Source organism: Vibrio sp. 1288 (assembly GCF_033344475.1).
In genome coordinates this window covers 1-748 of the sequence record NZ_JAWPOX010000430.1, presented here as the reverse complement: position 1 = coordinate 748, position 748 = coordinate 1, and the positions used below count along the sequence as shown (strand labels likewise).

The following is a 748-nucleotide window of genomic DNA, read 5'->3' as shown; positions in this document are numbered from 1 at the left end:
CGGCCAGTTGTGGCCAAGCTCGTGGTATTTTTGTTCCAATACATGACGTTTGATTTTAAGTGTTGGTGTCAACACACCATTTTCAATACTCCATGGCTCTTTGATCATCAATACGCCTTTGATCTGCTCATGAGAGGCCAATTCTTGATTCATGCGCGCAATGACTTTTCTTGTCGTACGAGCATAACGCTCCTTGTCGAAATGAGGAAAATCATGCGGCACTACGAGAAGAATAGGGCCAGGTAAACCTAAGCCAATCAGGCACATCATTTCTACACGGCTGTACTCGAAGAGTTTTTTCTCAATCGGTACTGGAGAGACAAATTTGCCCTTGGCGGTTTTGAACGTGTCTTTTTTGCGACCTTGAATGGTGAGGTAGCCATCTTTGTCAATTGCGCCAATGTCGCCGGTGTGCAGCCAACCGTCTGAATCAAAAGATTCTTGAGTTGCGATGTCATTCTTGTAGTAGCCAGAGAACAATCCTTTACCGCGCACCATGATTTCGCTGTCATCGGCAATTTTTAACTCAATGCCGGGGCCTGCGTTACCCACGGTACCAATTTTATCTGCCCTAAATGGATAGTTTATGGTGCTGTAAGCGAAGGATTCCGTCATCCCCCATGCTTCGGTGATGTTTAGGCCAACGCTGTGGTACCAATCTAATAGTGCGGGTGATACCGGAGCAGAACCACAACCCAAAACTCGCGCTTGATCTAACCCCAGCCCTTCGGCGAGCTTTTTCTTAATC

Annotated in this window: 1 protein-coding gene; it reads right to left on the bottom strand. The window is 46.8% G+C overall.

Annotation, left to right across the window (positions count from 1 at the left end; translation table 11 throughout):
- A partial coding sequence (locus tag R8O11_RS27210) for an AMP-binding protein (RefSeq protein WP_318194875.1) occupies positions 1-748 on the bottom strand: 748 nt, incomplete at both ends.